The sequence below is a fragment of the Lactiplantibacillus paraxiangfangensis genome, assembly GCF_036246185.1.
Classification (GTDB): domain Bacteria; phylum Bacillota; class Bacilli; order Lactobacillales; family Lactobacillaceae; genus Lactiplantibacillus; species Lactiplantibacillus paraxiangfangensis.
Window position 1 is genome coordinate 141,802 of record NZ_BTPW01000003.1, and the last position, 23,698, is coordinate 165,499.

Below are 23,698 nucleotides of genomic sequence, written 5' to 3' on the forward strand. Positions count from 1 at the left end.
TACTGCTGACATTCATTGCCAGCAGTAGCTACGCAGTTTTGATGTAATTAACGGTTAAATTAAACTATTTCAAATCAACGAGTGCCTTTTGTGCGGCCACGTTAATGATGTTCCAAGGCCGGTCGAAGCCAGGCTGGAAGAAGAAGTCGGCGTAGGCGAGGTCGGCCACGGTCATGTTCGCTTGAATGGCGACGGAAATGGCGTTAATATTTGCCGTTACGTCAGCCTTTGACATGATTTGTGCGCCGAGGACCCGACCGTCTTCTGGGTCAAAGGTCAACTTGAACCAAACTTTAGTATTACCGTCCGATTCCGGAACGAACTTCGGCCGAATGGTGTCGGTCACTAATACTGAAGCACTCTTGACGCCTAGCTTATCACTAGTTCCTTCCTTGATCCCGGTTGAGGCAAAGTGATAGTCAAAAACGGAGAGGGCCGATGAACCCGAAACGGGTACCATTGGGAAATCGCCGCCTAATAAGTTTTGTGCGGCAATCCGACCTTGGCGACGAGCAACCGTTGCTAAGGCAATCCGGTTGTCCTTACCAGTTGGGGCGAATGGCACTAAGGTCGCATCCCCAACGGCGTAAATGTCTGGTTCGCTAGTTTGCAGGTGATCGTTGATTTTGATCAGCCCGTGATCGTCTAAGTCGACAACGTCCTTTAAGAAACCGGTAGCTGGTCGAATTCCAGCCGCCGAAACAACCAAGTCGGCTGGGTATTCGCCTTGGTCAGTAACGACTTTGGTGACGTGACCGTCCTGACCTTCAAATGATTTGATACCTTGACCAACGGCGGGATAGATACCGTGTGCCGTCATTGTTTTCGTCAAAATGTCGGTAAATTCTTGGTCCAAGTAGAGGCTGAGCAAGCGTGGCAAGAGGTCGATAACCGTGACGTGCATGCCAGCTTTCGCAAAGACTTCGGCCGCTTCGATACCAATGTAACCGGAGCCGATGACAACCACGTTTTTAACGGTTGGATCGACCGTCTTGGCTTTCAGTTTCATCGCCCAGTCACGTCCCCGCATCGCGTAGACGTTTTGAAGGTCGTGTCCGGGAACGGGCAGGTCAAATGGGACGGCGCCGACACTTAAGACTAACTTGTCATAGCTTTCATCACGTTCCTGACCGCTAGCGTAATCAATAACGTGTACCGTATGTTGATCAGGTTGAACTTTAGCGATTTCTGAGTTGAGGAAAACGTGAACGCCCTGAGCCTGCATACCTTCAGGGGTAGCGTAGCTCACTTTATTAACGTCTTTTACGACGCCTTCAAGGTAGAGCTGCATCCCACAGGATAGGAAGGACAGAAAGTCGCCCTTTTCGTACCACTGAATCTCTGTATCCGGCTGAGCAGCCAAAATACCACGAACTGTTTCATAACCACCATGTGAAGAACCAACGACAATAACTTTCATTATAGACGAACCTCCAATTTTAGTTTAGAACTATTCTAAATTGAATATAACACTACCCAAGTGGACTAGCAAACAAAACGGTTACATAATTAATTACGGGGGAATCTATTTACTGATACTGATGAGTGAAAGTTGAACTAATAAAAATTAGATACTTATTGAATTTTGTTCGGTTGTCACTGATAGTATGCAGTGTTGGCGGTGATTTTAGACTGAGTTAAGACACAAAAAATCTCCTTAAGCCGTAGTGATTAGCTTAAGGAGATTTTTAGGTTGTAGTGCCTAACCTATTCGATCGTATCGAAGAAACTTAGGAGTTGTTCCTTCGTGAGTTGGGCTTTTTCTTCGTCACGAACGTCGTACTTAATTTGACCCTGATCCAAGACGATGAGGCGGTTGCCGTACTTTAAAGCGTCGTCTAAATGGTGGGTGATCATCAAGCAAGTCAATTTTTCCTGAGTGACCCGCTGATTGGTTTGCACCATCAGTTGTTCGCTGGTTTTAGGGTCGAGGGCGGCCGTATGTTCATCGAGTAGTAATAAGTCGGGCCGCTGTTCCGTTGCCATTAAGAAACTCAAAGCTTGGCGTTGACCACCGGAAAGATTTTCCGTAGCGGTGTTGAGTCGGTCGGATAAACCGTTATTATCCATGGAAGCCGTCAGTTCCTTGAAGTGGGCCATGTGCTGATTTAATCGGCGTAAGCGCAAGGTGCGGCGTTTGCCACGTTGGTTGGCTAACAAGAGGTTTTCTGCGACCGTCATTCGAGGGGCGGTTCCCATCTTGGGGTCTTGGAAGACCCGGGCTAAGAAGGCCGTTCGTTTTTCAACGGAAAGGTGGGTGATATCGCGGTCCCGTAGCTTGATTTGGCCGTCTGTCACGGGGAGCTCACCACTGATCGTATTGAAGAGGGTCGATTTACCCGCACCATTGGAACCAAGAACGGTAATGAAGTCGCCGTCGTAAATGTTCAAGTTGAGGTGCTTTAAAATCATCACTTCGTTAGGGGTGCCGGCGTTGACCTTCGTAACGATGTCGTTTAATGCAAGTAAGGGTTGATTAGTTTTCGTCATAACGGGCGACTCCTCTCTTCAAAACGTGGTTTAGATGTAAGGCTTTACTGAATTGTGGCAACATTAAGCAAATGGCCAGAATCAAGGCGGATAACAGGTTCATGTCGTTGGTGTTGAATCCAAGTTGAAGGACGAGTAACCGGACGAATTGATAGAGGATACTCCCTAAGGTCACGGCAATCAAACGTTGGTTTAACGTCAATTCACCAAAGACGACTTCGCCAATGATAATTGAAGCTAACGCGATAACGATGATCCCAATGCCCATGCTGACATCGGCGTAACCGTTGTTTTGGGCAATCAAAGCGCCACCTAAACCAATGATTCCGTTAGAAACCATTAGTCCCATGATAGTCATGTTATCGGTATTGATTCCGATTGAGCGGGCCATTTCACGGTTGTCACCAGTGACGATGAAGGCTTGGCCTAAGTTCGTTTGTAGGAAGACCATCAGTAATATTGTAATGACGGAAATCACGACTAGTCCAACGAAGACACTGTCAAAGTATTTTGGTAACGTTGCGAGAAAATGATTGGAGAATAAAGTTGTTTTTCCTAATAGTGAAACGTTCGAACTGCCACCCATGATCCGTAAGTTAATGGAGAGACAAGCGGTCATGACAAGGATTCCGGCTAATAGGATGGGAACCTTACCCTTGGTGTATAACAAACCGGTAACGAGTCCGGTGACGGCACCGGCCACAAAGGCGAGGAGTGAAGCGGTAAGCGGCCCCATGCCGTGACTGATTGCCATGACGGCGGTGGCGGCACCGAGTGGGAACGTGCCTTCAACGGTCATATCAGGAAAATCTAAGATTCGGAAAGTTAAGAATAATGCGACGCCTAAGGTAGCCCATAAGAGGCCCTGGCCGATACTAGATACGATCATACTCATTTGTAAATAACCCCTTTCGTTTTGGCTTCCTTCAGCACGCTGGCTGGGAATTTGATGCCTAATTTCTTGGCAGCGGATAGGTTTAACGTCATTTTACCTTTAGAAATAATTTTAATGGCATAGTTGCTAGGAGACTTGCCCTTTAAAACTTGGGCCGCCATTTCGCCGGAGAGTTTTCCTAATTGGTACTGGTCAACGGAGAGGGTGGCTAGGCCACCAGCTTTAACCATGGTATCAACTGCTGGGATAACGGGAACGTTCGCTTTGTTTGTGACGGAGACTAAGGTCTTCATCGCACTGGCGACCCCGTTATCTTGTGGGGCGTAAACGGCGTCTACTTGTGAAGCCATGGTTTCGGCAACTTGTTGCATGTCGTTGGTGTTAGCGATGGTGTAGAGCTTGTATTTCACACCAGCTTGTTTACAGATCCGGGCAAACTTCTTTGCGTTGTATTCACCACCGTGATCGGAAGTCGTATAGATAATTCCGATGGTCTTGGCTTTTGGCACTAATTGTTTAAGCAAGTCGAGATGGGATTTTAATGGTGATTCACCCGAAGTCCCCGTAATGTTGGCACCGGGATGTTGGTCACTTTTGATTAGGCCACTCCCAGATGGATCGGTGATGCCAGCAAGGATAACTGGTGTTTCCTTATTAGCCGCGGTTGCCAAGGCTTGGGCGGCCGGTGTGGCAATCCCAATCGTTTCCGCAGCGTTTTCGTTGGTAAATTTTTGACTCATTGTCTTTAAGTTGCTTTGGTCACCCTGGGCATTTTGATAGTCGATCTTAACGGTCTTACCCGGAACGTAACCGTATTCCTTTAAGCCAGCGATCACGCCGCGATGAATCGCGTCAAGTGCGGGGTGGGTCTGGAGCTGTAAGATGCCGACCGTTGGGATCTTATCGGCTGTACTTTGAGCGCTAGTTGTTTTTTTATTGCCGGTCGCGAAGAACGCGACGCCTAGAAAAACGATTAGGGCACTAATAAATGCAATCATACGTTTCAATATTGTCACCTCAAAATAATTTAGAATGAATGAACTGATTCGGGCAAAGTCGTCAAAAAAAGGGCAAACCAGTAAGCCTGGTTTGCCCTTTAGGGAACCGAAGCCTGCTGTGTCTAAAACCCATGCAGACTCCTTTGGATATCAAAGTTAAGCCGGCACAGATACAAACTGTTTGCCAGATTGTATCCGTGCAACGGAATTACAATCTGAACGGCCGGCTTTGCCATGAACTGTTCAAGTTGAGCACTAACTTTGTCATCCTTGGTTCCTCGCTTTCGTTTATTAATTGAGTTTAGTATAGGCAAAGGAAAAAAGCGTGTCAAGGCTTTTTCTGAAATTGTTCACAGAATTCTTATAAATCAGTCGGGATTTTGAGTCGCGAATCCTTGATGTAGCTAGTGAAATTACCTAATAAGATAAATTTGAAAATAATTAAAAAATAATGTGAATGGATGATGCTAATGGAATAATTAAGGTTGATAATCAAAACCATTCGCTTATTGAATCTAGTCCGGTTGGCGCTGATAACATGCGGTCGTGGGAACGGATTAAGCCTGAGGAGCGGTCTTAATCCTCGCCCGGGACAGTTGCAAGATGCGCAATTGCCCCGGACCGTCCGTGGTGTAAAATCGGCAGAAAAACCGCCGATTCAACACCACCATCACGACCGATGCTATCAGCGCCAACCTCCGATGATTTAATGAATTTTTGAATCAATAATGGTAAAGCGAATTTGAGCGGAGGCGGGGAGCGTTGGTGTGCTGTGTCGGTAAGATTGGCGGACGTTCTTTGCGCCAATCTTGCGGGGCAATTCAAAGACGTGGGCTGTCGGCTTTGAATTGAGGTCCCAGACCGAATCATGGCTGGGACCATCCCCCATAGCACCCAATGCTCCCCGACGGAACGGATAACTTACGGTGATTTTAGGCCTTTTACTTTTTAGAAAGTATTTAGTCATAATTAGTTAACTTTCGGACTAAATAGGTGGATTGAGAAAAATTTAGAGCAGAAAGTTGACAGGCACGCATCCTGGTGTTAAATTAACTTTAAATTAAAAAACATTAAGACGTTGAAGAGAAGAGTAACGGTGCGAACGATTTTCAGAGAGCTTCAGTTTGGTGAGAGAAGTAATCGGTAGCACGGTGAAGATGAGCTTGGAGTCATGACCCGGGTCGTAAGGCTACGGGTGCGGTGGCAACCGATATATTGCGGAGTATCCAGTGGGTACTTGTCGAGGTTGTCATTGTGAGATGACGATGAATAACGGTGGTAACGCGAAAGCTTTCGTCCGTTAGTTTCAGTATATGAAGCTAATGGACGAAAGCTTTTTTGCGTTCTAAAGAAGAGAGGAAGATCAACATGGCAGTCACAGCAGTAAATGGATTATTAAAGGCGCAAGGACAATGGGATAACGCGGTGGTCAACGAACCGCTACAAATTTTAATCTTGAACTTGATGCCCAATAAGCAGGACACGGAGCGGCAGTTTTTACAACGGCTTGCGGCGGTTGAACAAGACGTAGCCGTGACGTTCATGTATCCGGTCAGTCACCACTTTAAAAGCTTGCCTAAAGCCGTCGTGGCTGCCAATTACGTCTCGTTAAATCAAGTTATTGACCGCCATTTTGATGGCCTGATCGTCACCGGTGCGCCGGTTGAACAGTTGGATTTTGAAGCGGTGGACTATTGGGATGAGTTTTTAGCAATTATCAGTTGGGCGCAACGACACGTCACCCAGACGTTATTCGAATGTTGGGCCGCCCAAGCGGGACTGTACGCAGCCTTTAACGTTCAAAAACAGGAAGTGCCGGAAAAGATTTTTGGCATCTACACCGCGACTGCCGTTGACGAAACATCACGGCTGACACGGGGATTAAGCACGGATGGGGCCCTGAAAATGCCCCAATCACGGCACACGCAACTCATTTTGCCAGAAGATTTACCGGCGGATTTACACGTGGTGGCGACCAACGCGCAAGTGGGCCCGTTAGTGTTGAACGCCCCCCGTCAACGGGCCGTCTACGTGACCGGCCACCCGGAATACGAAGCGGCAACGTTAGCCAATGAATATTTTCGGGACCGCCGCAAACATTTAGCGATTAATCTACCACAGCATTATTTTAAAGAATCGACGTTAAGCGCGGTTGATTACAGTTGGCCAGACGCAAGCCGGCAACTGTATCAAAACTGGTTGGCCACGTTGGATTTAGCCAAAGTGGGACTGGGCTAATGATTTACTTGAAACTAACACTAGCAAATGGACGAATTATAGGAGGGTGATCAAATGGTAACGACAATCAAAGTGGGCATGTTAGGATTAGGCACCGTCGGCAGTGGTGTGGTGGAACGGTTACGGGAAGCGGCAACTAAAATTGAACAAATGCAGGGGGTGCGTTTTCAACTAGCAGCGGTTGCCGTGAACCATTTGAATGCGCCCCGTAAAGTCGTTTTACCAGTGGGTACGCGGCTAACGGATTCGATTGACGCGGTTGTGATGGACCCTGAGATTCAACTGGTTGTCGAAGTGATGGGCACGGTGGCAACGGCCAAGGCCGCCGTCATTAATGCGTTACAACATGGTAAATCGGTTGTAACGGCTAATAAGGACTTGATTGCTACGGCTGGTGATCAGTTGGTGGCCTTAGCCCAACAACGGCGCTGTGATCTATTTTATGAGGCCAGTGTGGCTGGTGGAATTCCAATCTTACGGACGCTGACCGACAGTTACGCGACTGACACGGTTCAATCCGTTACTGGAATTATCAACGGGACGGCTAATTACATTTTGAGTGCGATGACACAAACGGGGCAGTCGTACGCTGAAGCGTTGGCAGCAGCGCAACGGTTAGGCTATGCGGAAGCAGATCCTAGTCACGATGTACGGGGGATTGATGCCGCCTATAAGCTGATTATTTTAAGCCGGTTTGCGTTTGGTCAGGGACTAACGGTTGATCAAGTCCAGCCAGTCGGGATTACTGACGTGACGGCGGAACAGTGTCGCCAAGCGGCCGTCAATGGCTGGCAGATTAAATTGCTGGCACAGGCGCAGCAACACGGGCAGCGCTTATATTGTCGGGTGGCGCCGGTTGCGGTGAGTCAGGACCAAGCCCTAAGCCAAGTCGGTGGCGTTCAAAACGGCATCATGATAGCGAGTCAAGCCATTGGGGACAGCTTATACACGGGCCCCGGTGCTGGGAGCAGTGCCACGGCGAATAGTGTCTTAAATGATATGGTCGTGGCCGGTCAGCGTATCCGGATAGGTATTCGGGGCGCTGCGTTTAATCGGAATCATCATCAATTGACGGTCACTCATTTTAACCGGCTGGCCCAATCGTACCTTATCTTTAGTGATTTACCGGCGCCAATTTTGACCCGGTACGCCAACGAGGAACGGTTTACATTGAAGGTGCTTGGTAATCAAAGCTATCAAACTGGCACCCTGTGGCCAGAACAGTTGGCTAATTTAAAGGCTGAGGCTCACGTTAAGGCGATTCCAATCGCCGAATCAGCGGTTTGGCCAAAGCGGGTGGCAGCGTTACCAGTTCAAGCGGGGATTGCCATTTGAAAAAAGACGCGCTCGTACAGTATACTGTATGGGAGCGTCTTTTTTTCGGGCGTTAAAACCCGTCGCGCTTTAAGGTGGCGGGGATGTCCGGGTCATCCGGAGAAACGGGTGCGCCGGTTGTTCCGTGCGCATAATTGGAGTGAAATTAATGAAGATTGCGGTAGTAACGGATAGTTCCGCGAATTTATCCCCACAAGCGGCTGCCGATTATAAGATAACCGTGGTAAATGATCCCATTATGTTTGGGAATCACGTTTATCACGAGAATAGTGACATTACCACTGATCAATTTTACCGGTTATTAAAAGTTGAGAAAGATATTCCAACGATTTCCCAAATTTCAATGGCGGAAATGCAAGTCGTTTTTGATCAGCTGAAAGCAGCTGGCTATGATCAGGTGCTGGTCGTTGGGCTAAGTAGTGGGATCAGTGGCTGGGTCAATAATTTAAAGGCCTACGCTCCCTCAGTCAAAGACTTGGACGTTCAAGTCTTTGATTCCCGGACGGCCTGTGCTGGAACGGCTAACATGGTCAAGCTCGCAGCTGCGATGGCGTTGGCCGGTTATGATATGGATGAGATTATGGCACAGCTGACGCATTTACGGGCGGCTACGACCACGGTCTTGATCGTCAACAGCATGCGCCACTTGGTAAAAAACGGCCGGATCTATAATAATAGTAGTTTGGCCGGAACGATGGTTTTACGGAATAAACCGATTATTAGTTTCAATGAACACGGTAAGATCCAGGTCTTGGGAAAAGAACGGACGTTAAAAAATGCGCAGCAGGCCGTTCAGGAACAGTTTGGTCGCTTTGTTATCACGAGCCAGTTGCCAGTACGGTTAGATGTTATTAGCGCGAATGACGAGCAGATTGCTGAGGACTGGGCGAGCGAACTTCGCTACCAGTTCCCAGCTGTCCGGGTCAAAACGGGTGAAATCGGCCCGTTGATGGGGGTTTTAACGGGCGACCATGCGCTTGGCATGATCTGGTCGTTGGATTGGAAACCATTATTGACGACGTTAAACGGCCAACAAGTAAGGTAGCTTAAGAAAGTTAATCTAATTAGCTGATCGTTAAAGTTATCAAGCACATTATTCTTAAGAAAAAACGGTCAACCGACTTTTTTAGCAAAGTGGGTTGACTTATTTAGTTAATAATATTATGGTTAAAACATTAAAAGTTGATGAACGAAGCCGAAGCGTTTGTAGGAGTCGTCAGGTTGACGTGTTCAGAAAGCACCGATTGATGAGAAGGTGTCACGTCAAGTTGATAAAAGTACAAGTGTAGGCGCGAATTTTTCGAGATTCGCTGGGAGCACCCATTATTGTGCACACGTTTAGTTGTTTTGAACGTGCTGAGAAATAGTGCGCGAGCATTATTTGAATAAAGGTGGTAACCCGTGAAAACGTCCTTTGGATCATTGCATCCAAAGGGCGTTTTTTGTCGACTTTTAAACCACACATAGCAGTTTTAACATAGATTTTCAGATTTAGTTTCAAGATTTAACACATAGTATAAAAAATTCATAGGATTGATTGAAAGGGTGGCTTTTATTATGAAATACGGTGTAATTGGTGCGGGCGCTATGGGATATCGGTACGGTGTCATGTTACAAGAAAATGCAGGAATTGAAGTGGACTTCATCGAGACGTGGCAGCCAAACATTGAAAAGGTCCGGCAACAAGGTGGCGTTATGGTAGCCCGGGACCACGCAAATCAGCACATGGTACCCATTAATATTTATTACCCTGAGGAATATCACGGGCATCCGGATGTCTGGATCGTTTTTAAAAAGCAGATGCAGTTAGCGGACGAACTAAAACGGGATGCCCCGTTGTTTCATGATGATCAGTACGTCTTTGCAGCGATGAACGGGATGGGGCACTTTGAGAAACTCAATGACTACTTTTCACAGGACCACATTATTGGCGGGACGGCGATGATTGCCACGGTTCTGAATGGTCCTGGTTCAGTTGATTTCATGGGTCCCGTGGGTAGTGAAACGATGCATATGAGCAACTACGCAGGGGAAATGAACGCAACGACTAAGCAAGTTATGTCAGACTTTCAAGCGGCGGGATTAGGGCCGGTCTGGTCGGATAACTTTATGGGGATGTGTTTGTCTAAAGTGGTCTTCAACGCTGTGACGAATAGTCTCTGTACGATGTTTGAAATTCAAATGGGTCAATTTATCACTTACCCGGGTGTTAAGGATATGGCGACACAGATGTTCAATGAGGCTTACGATGCCTGTGAACGGGCCGGGATTAAGTTGATTGAGACCCGCCAAGAAGAAATCGACTCGGTGGAAACGGTCAGCCGCGCTTATAAGTATCATTATCCATCAATGTATCAAGACTTTTCGAAGGGGCGACCAACCGAAGTCGATTATATTAATGGTTACATCGCCAAAATTGGTCGTGAACATGATTACGTTTGCCGGGTGCATGAATTTGTGACTCATGAAGTCCACTTGGCTGAAACGGTGCGTCAATTTAAGCAAGCAGCTGAGCCTGTGGCAACTAAATAAGCAATTCTTGAAAAAGTTCTGAAATTTTCAGAACTTTTTTCAGTGTAATCAAGACTTAATTTAATGGGAATGGAAACGCTTAGTTAATAATTGGTCTATACATAAAACTGAGAATCTTACTTTCGTCAAATGACGTGTTGTGATAGGATTTACAACGTGTTATAGAAGATGACGAGGAGAAATTGGTATGAAGACATATTTTCAAAGAATCGGGCAATCACTAATGTTGCCGATTGCCACGTTACCAGCGGCAGCGATTTTAGTGGGGCTCGGTAACTACTTACCGAAGGCGTGGATCTTATCACGTTTCATGATCTCAGGCGGTAATGTAATTTTAAATAACTTAGCCCTATTGTTTGCAGTTGGGTTAGCCGTTGGGATGACGACGACTAAGGATGGCTCGGCCGCAATTGCGGGCTTGGTTGCGTACTTGGTCCCAACGACCATGTTAGCACCAGCCGGGTTAGCGACGTTACTTAACATTAAAGCAAGTCACGTTAAGACCGCGTTTCAATATATTAACGGTAACGTCCTAGTTGGGATCTGTGCCGGGTTAATTGCCGCGGCCCTGTATAATAAATTTCATGAAGTTAAGCTCCCCATGGCCATTTCGTTTTTTAGTGGAAAACGATTAGTGCCAATCATGGCGGCTTTTGTCATGTTATTCTTTACCGCAGGAATGTACTTTGTTTGGCCATTTTTCTATGATGGCATGGTTGCCTTTGCAACGAGCATCTCAAAACTTGGTTTTGTTGGTGCGGGACTCTACGGGTTCTTTAACCGGTTATTGATTCCAACTGGGTTACACCACGCGTTAAACTCCGTATTTTGGTTTAACGTGGCTGGAATTAACGATATTGGTAACTTCTGGGCTAGTCACGGGGTTAAGGGTGTAACCGGGATGTATGAAGCTGGGTTCTTCCCAGTGATGATGTTTGGGTTACCAGCTGGGGCGTACGCGATTTATCGCAACGCACGGCCCGAACGTAAAAAAGAAGTTGGCTCACTGATGTTGGCCGGCGCGTTTGCGTCGTTCTTTACCGGTGTGACTGAACCGTTGGAATTCTCATTCATGTTCGTCGCTTGGCCATTATATTTGGTTCACGCGGTATTAATGGGTGTTTCAGCCGGTTTTGCGGCCTTCATGCACTGGACCGCTAGTTTTTCATTCAGTGGTGGACTCGTCGATTATTTGTTAAGTTTCCGGATGCCACTGGCTAATCAGCCGTACATGTTGATCGTCCAAGGGTTAGTGATGGCGGTCATTTACTACTTTGGCTTTGATTTTGCCATCAAACGGTTCAACTTGAAGACGCCGGGGCGTGAAGACGTTGTGGCAACCGCTGACGAAACCGTAGTCGTAGATGAGAACGACGACAAGTATCAGCGCCAAGCCAAGAAAATTTTTGCAGCGATTGGTGGTCAGGATAACATTGACGTTATCAACCACTGTACGACTCGGTTACGCTTGCAATTGAAGGATACGGCTAAGGTCGATCAAAACGCCGTAAAAGCAGCGGGAGTCCCTGGATTAAACGTGTTGGATACGCATAACATTCATATCGTGATTGGGACGGAAGTGCAATTTGTTGCGGAAGCCTTACAACAACTATTCACGGGTCAATTAAGTGCGACCCCGACGGCTGAAACGGTCGCACCAACTAAGGTGGAAACGACGGAAGTCCCAAGCGTTCCCGTAACGACCGTCTTGCACGCACCCGCAACGGGTCAGTTGATGCCAATCAGTGCGGTAGACGATTCGACGTTTGCGCAGAAATTATTGGGCGATGGCTACGCGGTTGAACCAACGGATGCAGAAGTGGTGTCACCAGTTAGTGGTGAAGTCACTAGTATTTTTCCAACGAAGCACGCGGTCGGTTTAAAGACGGCGTCAGGGTTAGAAATCTTGTTGCATATGGGCATCAACACGGTGGAAATGAACGGGACACCGTTTGAATTACACGTTGAACAAGGTGACCAGATTGCAGCGGGGTCAGCCGTAGCGACGGTTGATTTAGCAGCGATTAAGGCCGCTGGTAAAAAGACAACGATGATGGTCGTTATAACTAATATGGATCACGTGACGAACTTATCCCTCAATGGGGATCAAACAGTCACCGCTGGCGATATGGTTGGTGCGGCGGAATAATTAGTTGTTTATAAAAGCTAGTCCGGTCGCCACTGATGACATGCGGTCGTGGGACCGGGGTTAGCCTGAGGAGCGGTCTAACCCCTCGCCTGGAACATTTGCAAAAGACGCAATTGTCCCAGACCGTCCGTGGTGTAAGGCCAAAAAATCATTGGCCAAACGCCACCTTCACGACCGATGCCATCAGTGGCAACCTCCGTTTAGTCGACAATAATAACAAGTGTATAAATAAAAAAACTGGTAACCGCCTTAAAAAAGGGGGGTACCAGTTTTATTTTGCACGGTTAAAGATTGTAAATTAGTTTTAAGTAATTTATTCCAGTAGGCGCTGACGATAACAAATCCGTATTTAGCGAAGTGGTGTGCTCCAGACCTTACTGTGGCTGAAGCCGCCCCCCAGAGCATACCAGTTCTGTCCGCCGAGCGGGTAAGGACTAAAGCGTCAAAGAAACCGTTTTCTACTATTATATAGATGCCTTATATATAGATGTCTTAGTGATAGTTACTGATTTCAATCAGGTTATTGTCTGGGTCGCGAACGTATAGTGAGGTCAAGTGACCGTGCGCCCCGGTTCGTTCGACGGGACCTTCCACGATGTCGACGAAGTAGCTCTTTAAGTGATGTTCGATGGCGTCAATGGGGTCCTTTGCGATGAGGCACAGGTCGGCACTGCCGGGAGTCGGTTTTGCAGCTAGCGGTTCGTGGGGCTCTGAAATGACTTGAAAATTAATTTTTTGTTTACCAACTAAAACGGCTTTGCGGTCACCGTCAAAAGTCAGAATTGGTAGGTCGAACACTTCATGGTAAAAGCGTAGTGACCGCGCAATATCAGTAACCGTTAGTGTAATATGATCAATGTCGCGAATATTCAAAAGCTCAAATCCCTTCAAAATAATTTCGTTTATCAGTATACCACGCGACGGCGGTTATTTTGACAAGTGCGGGCTTTCATAGTAATCTAATAATTACTAAAGAAGGAGGGCTATTCGTGATAACAATTCGACCAGCCAATCAAGACGACGCGGGCCAGATAGCACCGCTAATTAATATGATTTTTGATGAAATGCAACTTGAGGAACTAGACGACATACCTGAACCTGACTTAGAGCAGGCCATTACTGCCGCTTACCGGACACCTGATTATTTGTCCGGCAAAGCAACGACGGTGGTGGCCGAGGCCGATGGTCAAGTAGTCGGGGTCGCGTTTGGCTATCCCGACAAAAATGAGGACGCAGTGGACGACGTCTTAGCACGGGTCACTGCGGACAATGATGCGTTTGGTTCAGCATTTGAAGCTGAAGCAGAAAGTTATGAGCACGAATGGTACTTGGATTCGATTGCGGTTGACCCGGATTACCAGGGTCATGGAATTGGCGGTAAGTTATTAGCCGCCTTGCCAAAATATGCACGGGCCGATGGCATGAAACGCATCGGTTTGAACGTTGACATGGCAAACTTAGGGGCGAAGAAGCTCTATGACCGCTACCATTATGAAACCGTGGGCATTAAGCCCATTGGTGATCGGATGTATTTCCACATGCAATATGAACTAGACAAGGACTTAGTGATGGCGTAAGCCCACTAACTTTGTGAATGCAGGCCTCGTGTATAACGGGGTCTGTTTTATCACGTGAAGAAATGAAAGTGTAGGTTGAAAACACAATGGCTTTACTAGAAGTAACCGACTTATCCCAAAGCTTTGCGGATCGGAAACTATATGATGACGCTAACTTTACGTTAGAAAAGGCTGACCACATGGGAATTGTGGGGCAAAACGGGGCCGGCAAGAGTACGCTGATCAAGATTTTAACGGGGCAAATTTTACCTTTGACCGGTCAAATCAAATGGCAGCGTAATATTCGGACGGGTTATTTAGACCAATACGCCGATATTCCAGCTGGGATGACTTTGTACGCCTTTCTGAAAACCGCGTTCAAGCGCCTGTATGAATTAGATGATAAGATGCAACAACATTACGCCGACTATGCGGAGAGCATGGACGACAAGTTGTTAGAAAAGGCTGGCCGGATTCAAGAAATCCTCGAAGCTAATAATTTCTATGATATTGAAACTGAAATGGAACGGGTCATTACGGGGCTAGGATTAGATGCCATCGGTCGCGACCACGTGATCAGTGAAATGTCAGGTGGGCAACGGTCAAAGATTATTTTGGCCAAGTTATTGTTGGAAAATCCGGACGTGATTATCTTGGATGAACCGACTAACTACCTTGATACGACGCATATTGATTGGTTGGAAGACTATTTGAACGGCTTCGAAGGGGCTGTTATGGTCATCTCGCATGATTATGACTTCTTACAAAATGTGACTAACTGTATTTGTGACGTCGCTTTTGGAAAAATCATCAAGTATCGGGGTGATTTCAAATCAGCGATGCGCCAAAAAGAAGCGCGTAAGGAAGCCCAACTCAAGGCTTTTGAAAAGCAACAAGTGGTTATTGATAAAGCTGAAAAGTTTATTCGGAAGAACAAGGCCGGTTCAAAGTCGACGATGGCCAAATCGCGTGAAAAGATGCTATCGCATCTAGATCGGGTCGATCCACCGTCGGAAAATGCGCACGCCTCGTTCAATTTCCCATATTTGGATACTGGTTCGCAAAACGCGTTAAGCGTGACGAAACTGTCCGTTGGCTATGGTAAGCCGTTGCTGGAACCCGTAACGTTTACGATGACTAACGGCGAAAAGCTTGCCTTTAAAGGATTTAACGGGGTTGGTAAGTCAACTTTGATTAAGTCAATTTTAGGTGTGATTCCAGCTATCAGTGGGAAGTCAGACTTCTCACCTTCGGCTAAAATCAACTACTTTACGCAAGATTTGGAATGGGATAATCCCCAGTTAACACCGTTACAGACGATTCAAGATAAGTACCCGACGATGTTACCGAAGACAATTCGGACGAAGTTAGCGAAGTGCGGGATCAACGCTGCCAACGCAATGAAGCCAATGCACTTATTAAGTGGTGGGGAACAGACGAAGGTTAAATTAGCCTTGTTGGAACTGATTCCAAGTAACTTCTTAATTATGGATGAACCGACCAACCATTTGGATGATGAAACCAAGGAAGGCCTGAAACGGGCGTTACAAGCTTTCAATGGTAACCTGATTTTGGTTAGCCATGAGAGCAGTTTCGTAGATGGCTGGGTCGATAAAGAATTGAACGTTGAAAAGTTGAGCTTAAAGGCCCAACCTAAATAGGATTTTTAAGGGCAACTGCGGTGAAAACTGGCAGTTGCCTTTTTTATTACTAAAGATTGAAAGAACTAAAAAATTACCGCCAATGCCACAATTATTCATAAATTAGCCGCTCCGCCGGACAGAGTTGGGTGCTATGGGGGACGGTTCCAGCCATGGTGCGGTCTGGAACCTCGATTCAAAGCCGATAGCCCACGTCTTTGAATCGCCCCGCAAGATTAGCAGTTAAAAACCACCTGCTAATTTTGCCGACACAGCACGCCGACTCTGTCCGACTGCGCTAAAGTCAGTTTTACTATTGCTAGTATTGTCGAATGATTGGAGGTTGCCACTGGTGACATCGGTCGTGATGGCAGCTTTTGACTGGAATTTTCCGGTCTTAGGCTACGGTCCGGGACAATTGTCATTCAAAGAGTGTTTCGGGCAAGGAGGCAAGACGTTTCTCAGGCGTGATTTTGTCACACAACTGCCTGTCATCGGTGGCAACTGGAATGGATGCCAAGTTGTTAATTAGTATTAGTCTAGATATTGGTGTAACAATACTTAATCTCTAAAAATTTATCTTTCAGACTTTAGGGGTTTACTTAAAAATAACTTCAACTTTACATTAAATTGATAACCAGTTTTAACAAAAGTTGTCACAATAAGGGCAGTTCTTAAAACCAAGTTGAAGGGGTGTTCGTCACATGGTACACGGCTTTTTCTATGGGGTGATCCTAGTTGCGTTTGCATTAGGATTAGTTGGGCAATGGTATTACCGGGCCTACCGGGATTTGTTACTGATGGTGCATAGTGCTGAAATCCTATTTATTGGAATCGTGGGTTGGTACAGCTTCGGACCATTGGTCCTGGGACCGTTGTTCGCATTGTGGTTATCAGGACTGGGCGTTATTTTTGTTATGAATCGGTTTGCTTGATAAGTCGCGCAAATGGGAGTGTTCGAGATGAAAACCAGCTTTATTAGTTTGACTGCCGGAATGATTTTAGGTGCAATTCTCTTTTTAATTAGTATTTGTATGGCTAATTTTTTAACGATTCAACCACTCATCTTGAATTTAATTGGGGTGGCCTTAATGTTGGGCTGTGGCACAGCGCTTGAAATGTTTAAGACGAGACATCAATTAACGACCCAGACAGCAATTATGAATTTATTGAAACAGTGACTATCAATTGATGGTGACGTAAACGAAAAAGGACTACCCAGAAATTTAACTTTCTGAGTAGCCCTTTTGTTTTGAGGACCGTGACGGGACAATGCCACGCGCGGCTATTCTTTGATTTGGCTGGTATCGTGATCGACTGGTAACGTTAAACCACGGTTTGCAACGCTCGTAGAGAAGACGATCTGGGTGCTGGTCTTGCCAAAGGACTGCAAGTGGTTAACGAATTCATCCAACGCTTGGGTGGATTCAAAAACGACTTTTAAGATTTGCGAGTACTCGCCAGTCACACAATCACATTCCAAGATGTTGGGGATACTGGCAACGAACGGGTAAAAACGCTCTTTTTCTGTCGGTTCCAACTGAAGCTGGATGTAAGCCTTGATGTGATAATTTAGTTTTTCGTAGTTTAGGTTTGCCTGGTAGTCACGGATAATCCCGCTCTTTTTTAACCGCGTAATCCGGGCTGAAATTGCTGGTGAGGAGATAAAGCACTGGTCAGCCAGCGCCTTTAGCGAAATACGGGCATCCGCCTGCAAGGCGTTCAGAATTTTCAAATCGGTTTTATCCATGCTAAAAAACGCCTCCTAAGTAATTATTAGTATCATAGCATACTTTCACATTGTTTTTTAATTTTATAGCTGAGTTTGGCAAGAAAGGATAGTAACCATACTGTTCTGGTGTTTCCAGAGTATAGTAAGGGTATGGTAAAATTTAGGAAGAGTGGGGTGATTAATATGCAAACAGCACGAATTTTAGCCGCAGTCGCTAATGTTTGGCGGCAACCAAGGGTCTCGTCTATCGATCGACTGGCCTTAGACAATGCCGGCTTGTCTTCGTGGTTAACCCGGTTAAGCGATGCGGATACCGTGGCGTTAGAGCGGAATAATCGGTTGGTGACTCAGGCACTATTTAACGACCCGTTTGTTGTTGATCGGGTTGTCGATGGCTGGGCATACGGTTACGTTGCAACCCAGGTCGATGCACGGCATCCGCAGGGGTATCCCGGTTGGGTTTGGGCAGCACAGCTCTCGCTAGTGCCGTTACCTTTGCAAACAGGGACAACGGTGACGGTTAAACGCGGGTTTACGCCACTGTTGCATCCAGATGGCAGCACGTTGCGGCTGTTAACGTTAGGAACGGAATTACCCGTAGTGGATAGTCAGGACCATCGCTATGACTTGGTTCAAACGCCACTCGGAATTGGAAAAGTTGCCAAACGGGCCACGCAGTTTGCTTTCGCTGATCAGCATTTGACGGCGGGCGCAAAGATGGTGCGGTTAGGCATGGACTTTTTAGATTTGCGTTATCTGTGGGGTGGTATCAGTGCGTACGGGTTTGACTGCTCAGGCTTTGTCTACAGTTTACACCGCGCAATCGGGGTACGGTTACCACGGGATGCGAGTGACCAGGCGCTAGTGGGAACCACGATTCAGTTAGCTGACGCCCAACCCGGTGACCTTTGCTTTTTTGCGCATGATCACGGTAACGGGGCTACTCATCACGTCGCAATGTACGCTGGTGACGGGTGGCTGTTACACGCACCGACACCGGGTAAGCACGTTACCTACTTGCAGTTAGCGGCAACCTATTTAAAAGATGAACTTGTTGCGGTCAAACGCAATTGGTAAATAATGAGGCGAAATATTTTGCATAAGGTTAGAGCTTTGAAATGGTTAGTATTGGGATTAATGGTTGTCATTGGGTTAAGTGGCTGTGGTCGTTCCGGACACACGGCGACATCGGCATCGTCAACTGCGCCGACTAGTAAGCCAAAGTCACCGTGGTTGACGAGTCGGGTACCGACTTTTTACGTTCACGGGTTTCAGGGGAGCGCCAATTCGACCAATACGCTCATTAAACACGCGGAGCAGACCGCACACGCCCATAAAGTGTTTGTGGCGACGGTCAGTCCTAGTGGACAAGTCACGTTGAGTGGGAACTGGTCCGCGAAGACGCGTAACCCGATTATTCAGGTCGTTTTCCAAAATAATTTGGCACAGTATGATCAGCAAAGCGCTTGGCTGGCAAAGGTCATCACGGCCGTTAAAGCGAAGCAAAACTTTACGACGTATAACATCGTCGCACATTCGGCGGGGTGTGTGGCGAGTGTTAATTTATTAATGACGAAACAGGCGAGTGATTTTCCCAAAATTAATAAATTAGTGACCATTGCCGGTCCGTTTGACGGCGTGGTTGGGGAAGATGACGTGGCTAATCAGAACAGCTTTCTAAGTTCAGGTCAGCCTAAGGACGTGCACGCTGCGTATCAATTGTTGGCCGGTAAACGGACGAACTTCCCACATAACGTCCACCTGTTAAATATTATCGGCAATTTAGATGATGGCACGAACTCGGATAGTTTAGTGACGAACGTCTCCGCACGGTCAATCAAGCCACTATTGCGCGGGACGAATGTGAACTACACCGAAAAAGTGTTCCACGGAAAAAAAGCCCAACACAGTCAACTCCACGAAAACGCGGCCGTCGCGTTAGCGGTCGACCGTTACTTGTGGCACCGTTAGCCTTTAATATGAAAAATAAAATAAATCCAGAAGTTAACGGGGCCCTGTCAAGTGAGGCCACATTAACTTCTGGATTTTTGGTTGTGCCTAAACAAAGAATAGAAAATAAGCTGTACGAATAAGGTGGAACAAAGCATATAGGGCAAATAGATAAACAACAGAAATACCTCCATACACTAAATATTTATAATTGCGCATGTGTAAACTCCTCCTCACTAAGTTACCTTAAGTGTAAAGCGTCGAATTAAAAATGACAACGCTAACAACCTCGGACGATTAAAAAATATAAAATTTGTTATTCAGAGAGAACATATTCGCTTTTGTTGTCAGAGTATGATAGAGTTATACCTTGGTTTGAGGCAATGCTGACTTCAAGCCAGTATAATAGGATCTCGGATTTTGAATAAATATATTTTTAGTATCACATACTTGCCCCAGTATTAAATACACAGAATAATTTACAAATTTCCTGAGCATTAGGAAAGGATGTAATGTGATGCGCGTTACAATTAACAAAGGCCAAGAGGTTGTTCATAACATCCCGCTCATGGCCGCCCGACAACGCTATATTAAAGCCGACGTTTGGGAAATCAAAAAAGCAATTATTGAAAAATCTGCCATTAATGGCTGGATGGTTCAAGCGTTGCAACAAATGAACTAAAAAATGAGCGGCCACGACAAATTTGTCGTGGCCTTTTTGTAGGAGGAACTTTGGATGACCACCAAACAAGTTATTGAACGGCCGCTGGTCAGTATTACGAACGTTATTTTTAGTTTTGATCAGGTGACGAAGCAATTACTCATCTTATTGTTGCAACGGAGCGCAGCACCCTTTGCCGGGGAGTGGGGCTTACCGACGACGGCGCTGCGAGTAGATGAGAGTGCTGATATGGCAGCGTCGCGATTAGTTAAAGAAAAATTAGGCGTAGGGTTAAACCGGCTAAAGCCGGAACAACTCGGGACCTTTACCAACGTTGCGCGTGTGCCGGGTGAGCGTACGCTTGCATTGACGTACATGGTTTACTTGCCCGTAAAACCGGAATTAGTCCCCGGCTACGGTGCTAAGGACGTTCGGTGGTTTGCGGTCACACCACGGGAACAAGGAGATGACCTTGTGGCTGGCAAGCTAGCGTTTACTGGGGTTGAGGATGAAGTAAGCCCGGCTGACTTTTATCAGCAGGAATGGACGACGGGCATGCTAGCTGCTGATCACGGACTAATTATCCGGACGGCGTTGCAGCGCGTTCGCAATCGACTTGATTATTCACCAACGATTTTAAAAGTACTGGGGGATGTGTTTACCTTGAAACAGGCCCGGGAACTATACGCGCTTCTAAGGCGGGAGTCTGTTAATCAAATTGACAATTCAAACTTTCGCAAGACCCACGGGCATTTATTTGAAGCCGTCGGGTTTGAGCGGCATAGCGGTTCTGGGCGGCCAGCGCGAGTTTACCAGTTGAAAAACGGGTAGTTGACAGTTGATTAGTTCACATGGTAACCTTGTTGCACCTTAAAGGTATAAAATACCTAAAATATAACGGCGCTGTTATTTAGGACAATTGATGGGGGATTGCAATAATGAAAGTGAAGGGCAATAAGCTCTTAATGCTGATTGGGACAGCATGGTTATTTGATGCGCTGGACGTTGCATTATTATCATTTATTATGCCAGTCATTAAGCAGAGCTGGCATCTGACAGCTGGTGAGTTGGGGGCCGTTAGTGCGATAACGTCACTAGGGATGATGGTAGGGGCTTTAGTTTGTGGCTATTTAGCGGACAAAGTTGGTCGTAAGCCCGTTTTAATCGGGACGCTACTGCTATTTTCGATTGGAAATCTATTATTGACCGTAACACCAAGTGTTGGTTGGTTTATCGCCGTGCGGTTTATCACGGGAATCGGGCTTGGTGGTGAGTTGCCAGTAGCGGCAACCATCATTGCGGACAACTTTACGGGGACTAAACGATCACGGATGCTCGTATTGGTCGACAGTTTTTGGGCGTTTGGTTGGATTGTGGCGTCACTATTATCATTTTTAGTGATGCCAAAGTTTGGTTGGCGGATGACGGTGTTGATCACTGCGCTAATGGGGTTATACGCTTTATTAGTTCGTCGGCATTTACCAGAAGAAGCGCCGGCAGAACGGTCTAACCAACGGCCATTTGGGGCGGCTTTACGTCAAGTGTTCTCAGTTGAATACCGGCGCGCAACGATTTGTTTGAGTATCCTGTGGTTTGTCATTATGTTTGCTTATTACGGCATGTTTTTATGGCTACCAAGTGTACTTGTATTGCGGGGCTTCTCAATCGTGCACGGCTTCGGCTATACCGTCTTGATGAGTTTGGCGCAGTTGCCAGGGTACTACCTTGCTGCGTGGTTAATGGGCAAAGTCCCACGAAAAGCCTTGTTAGCCGTTTACCTTATGGGAACTATGCTCAGTGCGGCGGCGTTTGGCTTGGCCACTAGCGCAACGATGATTTTAATCAGTGGTGCTTGGCTGTCATTCTTTACGTTGGGGGCATGGGGCATCATGATTGCTTTTACACCCGGTCAGTTTGCCGTTGACGCTCGCGGTATGGGAATGGGCTTTGCGCAGTCGATTGGACGAATCGGTGCAACCATCGGACCATTTTTAGTTGGGGCGTTGATGGGTGCTGGCGTTAAAATTCCAGGAATCTTCATGGTGTTCGTTGGGGCACTGATTGTTGGTATTTTAGTCCTACTATTTGGTCTACGCGATAATGATCGCCATTAAGAACGAAGACAAAGGGTTGAGCTGGGCTCAATCCTTTTTTCATCATCGTGGTATGATCACAATAATTCATGAAGGAAGGCGGCAGAATGCAGCTATGGTGGTTTGGAATAGTCGTTTGTATCGCCATAATTGGCTATTTTTGGATTCGAACGGTTCAGTGGCAATCGCGACTCATTGATTTTCAGGGCACTTACCACAAGACGATGACACCGTTACAAATTCGGCGGAGTCGGCGGGCCTTTTTTAAGAGTGAAATTCGCAAGTCGGCACAGCTCCGCCGGTTGAACTTAGCTGCTCGAATCAGTTGGGCCGTCGTGATATTTGCGGGGATTTTAGTCGTTGTGCAATTATTGGACGTCCTAGACTTTGCGACTCACGCCCGGCTGTGGTTGGCGTTAACCTGGGGAATTGGGACCGTAGCATTTGGTAGCAAACTGTGGTTGGAACGGCTCATCGCACAACAGCTCTATGACTTAACAGCTTTGGCGGAGGACGCTGCGATTATTGATCTGTCAGCAACGCCCCGACAATTAGGTCAACAGATTCTGAAAAATCAGTTAGGCCTGATGATTGGCACCATTTTAATGGGAATGGTTCTTACAATTGGGAGTTTTCAGGGCTTGATGGTCGTTGGCACGAGGCGCCCAATTATGAGTAGAATTGGGCAGGTAGCCAATTCGAATGTGAATCAGCAGACAACGATGCCATCGTCCTCATCATCTAGTCAGAGCAAGTTTTCATCAACAACCACGACCAGTCAATCTGAAGACACAAGATATCGTGAACCCCGGGTCAATCGTGATCCGGCGTATGTTCGGACACTGGCGCCAAAGAGTGAGCCTTACATAACGACGCAGGATCAAGTGGGGCTGCTGGCGATGTACTACTTAGCTTATTTAAAGGCACCCGCCGATGGGTTAGAGCATAACCCAGGGGTCAAGTATGAGTATCACATTATCCGTGGCCGTCAGCCGTTAACAATTGTTGTGAAGTCTAACCAGTCGAAGCGGCCATTTGAATTTATGGCTGAAATTCGGGACAAAGGGGCGTTAGCCAACCGGCAAGTTCGATTGTACCAGTTTACGGCGACGACACCTTCTGCTTTAAACGGGCTAGTTCCTGCGTACCGCGAATTTTCAAATTCGCAGGTCAAGATGGGACAATTAATCAACGCCTACTATTCAGAAGAAGACGGGGCTTACCACCGAACAATGTGGGCCATGGAACCCGGCGAAGCTTGGCAACTAAAGTAATGAGTTGATATAAATTTAATCGTGAATAAAATTAATTTAAATTAACTTAGGAAAGTGGTTGCGAGTATTTATCAAGTGAACAGTGGGCTTATGTATATAAGTTATTTTGTAAAAACGCTGAACACCCTGATAAGGCGGTGTTTTTCGGGGTGTGT

Annotated in this window: 22 protein-coding genes; 15 read left to right on the forward strand and 7 right to left on the reverse strand. The window is 46.7% G+C overall.

The window, feature by feature from the left end; genetic code table 11:
• Positions 1–64: 64 nt before the first annotated feature.
• The 5 genes from AAA939_RS02530 to AAA939_RS02550 form a co-directional block, all read right to left on the reverse strand.
• Positions 65–1,420: an FAD-dependent oxidoreductase gene (locus tag AAA939_RS02530; RefSeq protein ID WP_338208771.1), complete on the reverse strand. Its 1,356-nt coding sequence runs from the start codon at positions 1,418–1,420 to the stop codon at positions 65–67.
• A 287-nt stretch (positions 1,421–1,707) separates the two neighbouring features.
• Entirely contained in the window at positions 1,708–2,490 is a 783-nt protein-coding gene (locus AAA939_RS02535) for an ABC transporter ATP-binding protein (protein ID WP_338208773.1), read from the reverse strand.
• Positions 2,477–3,385, reverse strand: a complete 909-nt coding sequence (locus tag AAA939_RS02540) for an ABC transporter permease (RefSeq protein ID WP_057707879.1) — start codon at positions 3,383–3,385, stop codon at positions 2,477–2,479. Before AAA939_RS02540 ends, AAA939_RS02535 begins: the two co-directional genes overlap by 14 nt.
• On the reverse strand, positions 3,382–4,395 hold the full coding sequence (gene trpX, locus AAA939_RS02545) for a tryptophan ABC transporter substrate-binding protein (protein WP_338208923.1): 1,014 nt from the start codon (positions 4,393–4,395) through the stop codon (positions 3,382–3,384). Before trpX ends, AAA939_RS02540 begins: the two co-directional genes overlap by 4 nt.
• Before the next feature lie 694 nt (positions 4,396–5,089).
• Positions 5,090–5,272, reverse strand: a complete 183-nt coding sequence (locus AAA939_RS02550) for a hypothetical protein (protein ID WP_338208776.1) — start codon at positions 5,270–5,272, stop codon at positions 5,090–5,092.
• Positions 5,273–5,751: 479 nt separating this feature from the next.
• On the opposite strand from AAA939_RS02550, the gene AAA939_RS02555 reads away from it, so the two are divergent.
• The 5 genes from AAA939_RS02555 (at position 5,752) to nagE (ending at position 12,637) form a co-directional block, all read left to right on the forward strand.
• Positions 5,752–6,621, forward strand: a complete 870-nt coding sequence (locus AAA939_RS02555) for a homoserine O-acetyltransferase/O-succinyltransferase family protein (protein ID WP_338208778.1) — start codon at positions 5,752–5,754, stop codon at positions 6,619–6,621.
• A gap of 54 nt (positions 6,622–6,675) precedes the next feature.
• Entirely contained in the window at positions 6,676–7,956 is a 1,281-nt protein-coding gene (locus tag AAA939_RS02560) for a homoserine dehydrogenase (protein WP_338208780.1), read from the forward strand.
• Between the two features lie 148 nt (positions 7,957–8,104).
• Complete coding sequence (locus AAA939_RS02565) at positions 8,105–9,001, forward strand: DegV family protein (RefSeq protein ID WP_338208782.1); 897 nt, start codon at positions 8,105–8,107, stop codon at positions 8,999–9,001.
• A 512-nt stretch (positions 9,002–9,513) separates the two neighbouring features.
• Positions 9,514–10,488: a ketopantoate reductase family protein gene (locus AAA939_RS02570; RefSeq protein ID WP_338208784.1), complete on the forward strand. Its 975-nt coding sequence runs from the start codon at positions 9,514–9,516 to the stop codon at positions 10,486–10,488.
• A 187-nt stretch (positions 10,489–10,675) separates the two neighbouring features.
• Entirely contained in the window at positions 10,676–12,637 is a 1,962-nt protein-coding gene (gene nagE, locus AAA939_RS02575) for an N-acetylglucosamine-specific PTS transporter subunit IIBC (RefSeq protein ID WP_338208786.1), read from the forward strand.
• Between the two features lie 492 nt (positions 12,638–13,129).
• On the opposite strand, the gene AAA939_RS02580 is transcribed toward nagE, so the two are convergent.
• Positions 13,130–13,510 carry a VOC family protein gene (locus AAA939_RS02580; RefSeq protein WP_338208924.1) on the reverse strand — a complete coding sequence of 127 codons (381 nt, stop codon included), beginning with the start codon at positions 13,508–13,510 and terminating at the stop codon, positions 13,130–13,132.
• 116 nt (positions 13,511–13,626) lie between these two features.
• On the opposite strand from AAA939_RS02580, the gene AAA939_RS02585 reads away from it, so the two are divergent.
• From AAA939_RS02585 to AAA939_RS02600, 4 genes are all read left to right on the forward strand, one after another.
• Positions 13,627–14,214 (forward strand): GNAT family N-acetyltransferase, encoded by a 588-nt coding sequence (locus tag AAA939_RS02585; protein ID WP_338230447.1) that lies wholly within the window; start codon positions 13,627–13,629, stop codon positions 14,212–14,214.
• A gap of 86 nt (positions 14,215–14,300) precedes the next feature.
• Entirely contained in the window at positions 14,301–15,854 is a 1,554-nt protein-coding gene (locus AAA939_RS02590; RefSeq protein WP_338208789.1) for an ABC-F family ATP-binding cassette domain-containing protein, read from the forward strand.
• A gap of 683 nt (positions 15,855–16,537) precedes the next feature.
• Positions 16,538–16,768, forward strand: a complete 231-nt coding sequence (locus tag AAA939_RS02595) for a hypothetical protein (protein WP_338208790.1) — start codon at positions 16,538–16,540, stop codon at positions 16,766–16,768.
• Positions 16,769–16,795: 27 nt separating this feature from the next.
• Entirely contained in the window at positions 16,796–17,014 is a 219-nt protein-coding gene (locus tag AAA939_RS02600; protein ID WP_338208792.1) for a hypothetical protein, read from the forward strand.
• 104 nt (positions 17,015–17,118) lie between these two features.
• On the opposite strand, the gene AAA939_RS02605 is transcribed toward AAA939_RS02600, so the two are convergent.
• Positions 17,119–17,583: an Lrp/AsnC family transcriptional regulator gene (locus AAA939_RS02605; RefSeq protein WP_057707857.1), complete on the reverse strand. Its 465-nt coding sequence runs from the start codon at positions 17,581–17,583 to the stop codon at positions 17,119–17,121.
• Positions 17,584–17,748: 165 nt separating this feature from the next.
• On the opposite strand from AAA939_RS02605, the gene AAA939_RS02610 reads away from it, so the two are divergent.
• The 6 genes from AAA939_RS02610 (at position 17,749) to AAA939_RS02635 (ending at position 23,543) form a co-directional block, all read left to right on the forward strand.
• Entirely contained in the window at positions 17,749–18,642 is an 894-nt protein-coding gene (locus AAA939_RS02610; protein ID WP_338208793.1) for a C40 family peptidase, read from the forward strand.
• Positions 18,643–18,660: 18 nt separating this feature from the next.
• Entirely contained in the window at positions 18,661–19,536 is an 876-nt protein-coding gene (locus AAA939_RS02615; protein ID WP_338208795.1) for an alpha/beta hydrolase, read from the forward strand.
• Positions 19,537–20,032: 496 nt separating this feature from the next.
• Positions 20,033–20,197 (forward strand): hypothetical protein, encoded by a 165-nt coding sequence (locus AAA939_RS02620; RefSeq protein ID WP_157061193.1) that lies wholly within the window; start codon positions 20,033–20,035, stop codon positions 20,195–20,197.
• Positions 20,198–20,251: 54 nt separating this feature from the next.
• Positions 20,252–21,007 carry an NUDIX hydrolase gene (locus AAA939_RS02625; RefSeq protein WP_338208799.1) on the forward strand — a complete coding sequence of 252 codons (756 nt, stop codon included), beginning with the start codon at positions 20,252–20,254 and terminating at the stop codon, positions 21,005–21,007.
• A 107-nt stretch (positions 21,008–21,114) separates the two neighbouring features.
• Positions 21,115–22,290, forward strand: a complete 1,176-nt coding sequence (locus AAA939_RS02630) for an MFS transporter (protein WP_420914917.1) — start codon at positions 21,115–21,117, stop codon at positions 22,288–22,290.
• 86 nt (positions 22,291–22,376) lie between these two features.
• On the forward strand, positions 22,377–23,543 hold the full coding sequence (locus tag AAA939_RS02635; RefSeq protein ID WP_338208801.1) for a hypothetical protein: 1,167 nt from the start codon (positions 22,377–22,379) through the stop codon (positions 23,541–23,543).
• The last annotated feature ends 155 nt before the right edge of the window (positions 23,544–23,698 follow it).